This window comes from Mycobacterium sp., from assembly GCF_035697385.1.
In the GTDB taxonomy this organism is placed as follows: domain Bacteria; phylum Actinomycetota; class Actinomycetes; order Mycobacteriales; family Mycobacteriaceae; genus Mycobacterium.
In genome coordinates this window covers 20410-27024 of sequence record NZ_DASSCY010000358.1, presented here as the reverse complement: position 1 = coordinate 27024, position 6615 = coordinate 20410, and the positions used below count along the sequence as shown (strand labels likewise).

The 6615-nt window shown below is 67.2% G+C and carries 6 protein-coding genes and 1 pseudogene; 4 read left to right on the top strand and 3 right to left on the bottom strand.

Going from position 1 to position 6615, the window contains the following annotated elements:
* The 4 genes and pseudogenes from VFH65_RS29815 to VFH65_RS29800 form a co-directional block, all read left to right on the top strand.
* Window positions 1-417: pseudogene (locus VFH65_RS29815) on the top strand (FMNH2-dependent monooxygenase); the annotation flags it as partial.
* A 2-nt stretch (window positions 418-419) separates the two neighbouring features.
* Window positions 420-1556, top strand: coding sequence for a 3,4-dihydroxy-2-butanone-4-phosphate synthase (ribB, locus tag VFH65_RS29810; RefSeq protein ID WP_353326799.1), 1137 nt, complete (start codon window positions 420-422; stop codon window positions 1554-1556).
* A complete protein-coding gene (locus tag VFH65_RS29805) occupies window positions 1556-2698 on the top strand; it encodes an MFS transporter (RefSeq protein WP_353326798.1) in 1143 nt (380 codons plus the stop codon). The genes ribB and VFH65_RS29805 overlap by 1 nt, the downstream gene beginning before the upstream one ends.
* A 56-nt stretch (window positions 2699-2754) precedes the next feature.
* Entirely contained in the window at window positions 2755-3564 is an 810-nt protein-coding gene (locus tag VFH65_RS29800; protein WP_353326796.1) for a GntR family transcriptional regulator, read from the top strand.
* Here VFH65_RS29800 and VFH65_RS29795 read toward each other — a convergent pair.
* The 3 genes from VFH65_RS29795 to VFH65_RS29785 are packed head-to-tail and all read right to left on the bottom strand — an operon-like array spanning window position 3499 to window position 6607.
* Window positions 3499-4725, bottom strand: a complete 1227-nt coding sequence (locus tag VFH65_RS29795; protein WP_353326794.1) for an MFS transporter — start codon at window positions 4723-4725, stop codon at window positions 3499-3501. The two genes, VFH65_RS29800 and VFH65_RS29795, sit on opposite strands and share 66 nt — an antisense overlap.
* Before the next feature lie 8 nt (window positions 4726-4733).
* A complete protein-coding gene (locus VFH65_RS29790) occupies window positions 4734-5729 on the bottom strand; it encodes an ABC transporter permease (protein WP_353326792.1) in 996 nt (331 codons plus the stop codon).
* Window positions 5729-6607, bottom strand: coding sequence for an ABC transporter permease (locus VFH65_RS29785; RefSeq protein WP_353326790.1), 879 nt, complete (start codon window positions 6605-6607; stop codon window positions 5729-5731). The genes VFH65_RS29790 and VFH65_RS29785 overlap by 1 nt, the downstream gene beginning before the upstream one ends.
* Window positions 6608-6615: the final 8 nt, after the last annotated feature.

Below are 6615 nucleotides of genomic sequence, written 5' to 3'. Positions count from 1 at the left end.
AAGGATCCGGCGTTCTTCGAGCAAGCACTGGCCAGCATCTCATCGGTCACGGACATCGATTTCTCGACCTACGACCTCGACGAGCCGCTGCCACAGCTCGAGACCAACGGCGAGCGCGGTTCCCTCGACAAGTTCGCGCAGTGGGGGAGCGGGAAAACGCTGCGCCAGTTGGTCCTCGACGCCGGCGGCACGTCGGACTCCATCGAACTGGTCGGCACACCAGACCAGGTGGCCGACAAGATCGGCGAAGCCATGGAACAGGTCGGCGGCGACGGCTTCCTCATCAGTACCCAAAGGGTCAGCACTCAGTACATCACCGAAATCTGCGAGGGGCTGTTCCCCGCGCTGCAACGCAAGGGATTAGCCCGCACCGAATACGCACACGCGCACCTGCGAGACACGCTTCGGGAGTTCTGAGGATGTCCGTCACCGGGATCCGCCGCACCGCAGCACGCACCGGCCGTGCTGCGGGCTCGACGGTCGATGCCGCGGTGGCCGATCTGCGCGCCGGTCGCATGGTGATCGTCGTCGACGCCGAAAACCCCCAGGATGACGGCGATCTCATGTTCGCCGCTGTGCACGCCACACCGGAGCGGGTGGCGTTCATGGTGCGGCACACCAGCGGCATTCTGTGCGTGCCGATGCCTGCCAGTGACCTCGATCGGCTGCAGCTGCCGCCGATGGTCGTCGTCAACGAGGACCCCCGTGGCGTCGGCTACTCGGTGACGGTGGATGCCAGGACGGGAATCACCAGCGGAATCTCGGCGGCCGACCGGGCCCACACGATCTCGCTGCTCGCCAAACCCGCCACCCAGCCGAGCGATCTGAGCCGGCCCGGCCACGTATTCCCGTTGCGGGCCGTCGACGGCGGCGTGCTGCGGCGGTCCGGGCACACCGAGGCCGCCGTCGACCTGGCCCGGCTTGCTGGGCTGCCGCCGGTGGCCGTGATCGGTGAAGTGGTCGACGACGACGGGGCAGTCGCACGCGGAGAACGCCTGCGCGCCTTCGCCTCTCATCACGGCCTGACCATCGTGACGATGGCCGACCTGATCGCCTACCGGCGCCGCACCGAGCGCCTTGTGGAGTTCAAGGCCCGCAGCCGCCTGCCGACCCACCACGGCGAGTTCCAGGCTCACGGCTTCCGGTCGGTGCTCGACGGTCGTGAGCACATCGCCCTTGTGATGGGCGATGTTCCAGCCGAGGGCAATACGCCGACGCTGGTGCGGGTGCATTCAGAGTGCTTGACCGGCAATGTCTTTGAGTCAACCAGTTGCGACTGCGCTCTTCAGCTGGACCTTGCGCTGCAGATGATCGCGGCCGAGGGCCACGGTGTACTCGTCTACCTGCGCGGACACGAGGGCCGCGGCATCGGGGCACTGCAACCGGTGGATGCGCGTGACTACGGTGTCGGCGCGCAGATCCTTGCCGACCTCGGTGTGCGGCGGATGCGGCTGATCACCAACAATCCCGTCAAACGAATCGGGTTGGAGGCATACGGTCTCGAGGTCGCCGAGACAGTGGGCCTTCCGCTCAGCGAGACGTCCATGTCCTGCTGATGCGATTGTTCCTGCCGCTGATGGCAGCCACCGGGGTGACCATGAGCCTCACCGCTCCCCTGGAAGTGCTTTTCGTGCGCGAGTTTTCGCACAGCGGCGCCTACATCGGCATCTTCATGCTGAGCGCGGCGGTCGGCGTGATCGTGGTCGATGTGTTCGGCTCGAGATTTGTGCCCAGCCTCGACGCCAGGGCCGCGCTCATCGCGGGACTGTTCCTGTTCGGTGTGGCATGCATCGGCATGGGCCTGGCTTCCGGCGGCATCGTGCTGATGACGTCGCGGGTGCTGCAGGGTCTTGGTGGCGGGATGGTGCTCGGTGCCGGACTTCAGGCCGCCGTGCGGGTGCGCTCAGGCGACGTCGCTGCGTCCGTAGGCAGGTTCAACGCCGCCTTCCTGTTCGGCGGCGCCGTCGGCTCGCCCGGTGGGCTGCTCGTCGCGGGGATCATCGACGGACGGGCCGGCTATCAGGTCGCACTCGTCGTGACAGGCGTGCTGGCTCTCCTGGTCGGAGGCGCACTGGCCGCCGCGCTTCCGAGCCTGGCCGCGCCGAACGGGATGCCGCCTCCGCGGATCGGCCTGCCGCGCTTCGGCAAGGTCCCTGCCAGCGGCGCCGCCCTTGTCCTTGCGATGAGCGGTGATTTCCTGCGCGGTGGCGTGCTGTTCACCGCACTTCCCCTTGCCGGCGCTGCCCGTGATTACCCGACGATGACGATCACGTTGGCCATCGCGCTGATGTCCGGCGTGGAGATCGTCGTCCTCGCGGCGGCCTACCGGCTGATCCGGCACGTCGGCGTGGTCGCCATGCTCATCGCCTCGTTCGGGGTCGGTACGTTGTGCGCGGCACTCTTGGCCCTATCGCCCAGCGCGACAACATATCTGGTGGCATCCGCACTGTTCGGGGTCAGCTTGGCCGGGGCCACTGCCAGCCTGCCGGTGCTGGTTGTAGCACAGGTTGGCGAATCGTCTGCGGGCCTGGCGAAGTTCCGCATCTCGGCGGGCATCGGAATACTGATCGGCTCTGTCGGCTGTGCCGTCCTCGCCACACAGGTCGGGATCGCGGCGCTGTTCGCGCTCATCGCGGTCGTGCTGCTCGGCAGCGCGCAACTCGCTCGCTTCGTCGGCAGGCACATGGCAGCAACGTAACTCGCGCGAATCAGCGAGGACCGCGCCCGTAACAATCGACCTGTTCCAATTGACGCATGTCAGCACGCGAACCAGCGCCATACGGGGCATTGCGGGCAAGGCTGCGCCACACCGCGCCGGACCGTCCAGAGGTGCTCTACCAACGGCAGCGCCAAAGCCCGGACCGGCTGAACAACTCCACGCGCCGCACGTACGACCTGCTCCGCTCCACGCTCGTGACCACCGGCAGGAGCATGATCCTCGTCGAACGAGAGCTCACCGACGCGCTGTCGGCGAGCCGCAACACCATCCGGACCGTCCTGCAGCAGCTGGCCCGCGAAGGGCTCGTCACCCGCGAACCCAAGAACGGAACGCGAGCCACGGGTTCGTTGCTGCTGCGCATCGACGAACTCAGCACGGTCGCCCAGTTCGCGAGTGAACCGTCCAGCCGCGTCGAGGCGCGCACCCTCGAGCGCCGACCGCTCGGCTGCCCGCCGATGGTGAGCGAGCGCCTGCGCCTGCCTGCCGGGTGGACCGTGCTGATGATCGAGAGCCTCATGCTGGAAAACGACCTGCCTCTGGGCTTGTCGGTCAGCTACATCGCCCTCGACGAAGAACAGTCTGCCGACTTCAACATGGACGAGCCGGACGTCATCCTGTTTCTTGAGCAGCAACTCGGAATACGCATCGGCGGAAGTGACACCACCGTCGGCGCGGTCGCAGCCGACGAGCAGACCGCAAAGCTCATCGGCGTCGAGGTCGGTGCGCCACTGATCTGGCTCGAGGATGTCATCGAGGACGAGAACGGGCAGCCACGCGCGCTAGCTCAGCTCCGACTGCGCGGGGACCGAGTCGCCTTCTCCGCCAACGCCCGTCGCTCCGCCTGACATCGGCGCCCGCATCAGCCGCTGGTTGCCGGCCAGCGTCGCGGCCAGGGCGGCCAGCCCGATCAGGGCCGACAACAGCATCGCCTGCTGAGCGCCGAAAAGGCTCGAGGTGACGCCGAGGACCACCATTCCGGTCGGCAGCGCCACGCCGATCGTGGTCGCGAGCAGACCGAGCGCCGCGGCCCGCTCATGCGGCGCGACCACCGCCACCGGCAGCGTCGCTTGCGTCGAGCCGAACAAGCCCTGGCCGATGCCTGCCACACCAAGGGCGAGCAGAGCCACGCTCACCATCGGGCTGTAGGCGAGTATCGCCAGACAGCACAGGCACAGCGCAACCCCAAATGTGTACGCCACGAGCGGGCGTCGCACCGGCCGGACGACCAGCGCCGCGGCGATGACCAGCTGCACGACGCCTGCCGTCGCGCCGATCACGCCCGCCATCGCCGGGCCGGCATTGAGGTGTTTGGCGATGACCGGCACAAGTGGCATGAACGCGAAGTAGCAGAGGTTGCAGATGATGGTCACCAGCAGCACGACGGCCAGCGTCCGTGAGCGCCGCAGCAGCTGCCAGTCGGTCTTGGCGCGGGCCATCGTGTCCGGACGGGGCTGGACCGGCAGCCTGCGCGTCGACAGCCACAGCATCGGCGCCGAGAAGGCCAACAGCACGACGAGAAAGGTGAACGCCGCCCCGAGGCCGAAGACCGCGATGGTGATCCCGCCGATCAACGGCCCCAACATCATTGCGCTCGCCATGCCGGTGAGTTCGGTGTTGAGCACGCGCGTCGAGCGATGCGGGCCGGCGATCCGGAACAGCAGCTCGCGCTGTGCGGTCATGTTGACCATTCCCCCGATGCCGTAAGCCAACTCGAACGGATAGACCATCCACGTCGCCACCGCGCCGGTGCCGACCAGAACGGCCATCAGCACCGAAACCGGCAGCAACACCACTTCGGTGAGCAGTACCAGCTTGCGTGGCTCGACATCGACGTCGACGCGCGAGGACACATAGGCGCCCAGCAGCAACGGCGCGAACATGGCGACACCCACGAACTGGTTGGCCAGCGGCGGCGCACCCAGATGCGTGACCAGGTAGGTGCCGAGGAAGAGCCCGTCCCATCGCGTCAGATGCCACATCCACGAGCTGATGAGCAGCCAGGGCAACGAACCGTTCAGAGTGCGACTCTGGGATCAGCGACCGATTGCAGGACATCGACGACGATGTTGGTCACCACATAGAGCAGGCCCACGACGAGCGTCACGCCGGCGATCGCATTGAAATCGGCCTTGTCGATCGCCCGCGATATGTAGAGGCCGATACCTGGCCGGGCGAAGATCAACTCTACGAGGATGCAGTTGCCCACCATCACCGCGAGCTGCAGGCCCAACAACGCGAACACCGGACCCAGAGAGTTGCGCAGCGAATGCGCGATGAGGATGTGCTTTTCTCCCAAGCCCTTTGCGCGGGCGGTCCGTGTGTGATCGGCACGTTGCGTCGATTCCAGGCTGCTGCGCAGGACGCGCCCGACAGCCGCGGCCGGTGTCAACGCCAGGCAAAAGGCCGGCAGCACAAGGTGATACAGATCGTCGAAGAACACCTCGGGCCGGCCAGCCAGCAAGCTGTCGATCAGCAGGAAGTGCGTGGGACCGATGGGTGCATCGACGAACGCGGTTTGTTCGGTGATGGGAAGGATGTCCAGCCACCGGTAGAACACCAGCATGCCGAGCAGGCACGCGAGGAACACCGGCACCGAAGCGCCCGACACCATCACCACGCGCAGCACGCCGGACCCGCGCCAGCCCTGTGCCGTCGCCAAGCCGAAGAAGAAGCCGATGATCGCGGTGAAAACCAGTGCCACGAAAAGAAGTTCGAGTGTGACCGGCACGAACGACGCGAGGTCGGAGACCACCGGTGTGCGGGTGACGGTTGACTGGCCGAGGTCACCCTGCACCGCGTGCACCAGGTACTGCCAGAACTGCACCGGCACCGGCTGGTCGAGACCGAGCTGTTGCCGCGCGGCCTCGTACACCTCGGGCGAGGCCTTCGCCCCGACCAGTGCGGCTACGGGGTCGACGGGCGCCACCTTCTGCAGCGTGAAAACCGCGAGGACGAGGACCAGCAGGACGGGGATCGCGCCGAGAAGGCGCCGCGGCAAGACGGTCAGCATCAGCGATCACGGATCCGGTCGCGGATCGCGTCGCCTGCGAAGTTCGCAACGATCGCGATGAGCGCAACGGCCACCGCCGGCATGATGGGAATCCACCAGGCGCTGAAGATGTACGTAACGCCTTGTGCGCTCATCGATCCCAGCTCCGGCGCCGGTTGAGGGGCGCCGAGCCCGAGGAACGACAGGCCGGCCACCATCAGGACCAGCGCCGCGACGTCGAGGCTCGCGGTCACGATGGTCACGGGTACGGCGCCGGGCAGCAGGTGGCGGTACATCAGCCGCCACCAACTCGCACCCCCGATCTGGGCGGCCTCCATGTGCGGCGACACCCGCAGCCGGCGCACCTCGGAGCGCACGATGCGCGTGTAGAGCGGCCACCAGACGAGCGCCACGCCGATGAGCGTGTTGGTGTAGGAGCGCCCCAGCGCGGCCACCACCGCGAGGGCAAGGATCGGCCCGGGGAGCGAGAGGAACGCGTCGGTCACGCGCATGAGGACCGCGTCGAACCAGCCGCCGAACGTGCCGGCGAGCAGGCCGACGAGACCGCCGAAGAGAACGCCGAAGGCGACCACGGCCAGGGCGCCGAACCAGCTGGTCTGCATGCCGCACAACACCCGGCTGAGGACGTCTCGCCCGACGGTGTCGGTGCCGAGCAGGTTGGTGGCGTTCGGCGCTGTCATCGGCTGACCGACCGCGGCCAGTGGGTCGTAGGGCGCGATCTGGCGGGCGAAGATCGCGACGACGAACATCATGGCCAGCGCGCCGAACGCCACATAGCTCGGCACAGAGGTGCCCTGGAAGTACTGACGGACCGCCAGCCCGGCCCGGCTCCGATATCGCACCAGTGGGGTTGGCACGTAGAACTCCGCGACCGCCATTGCAATCT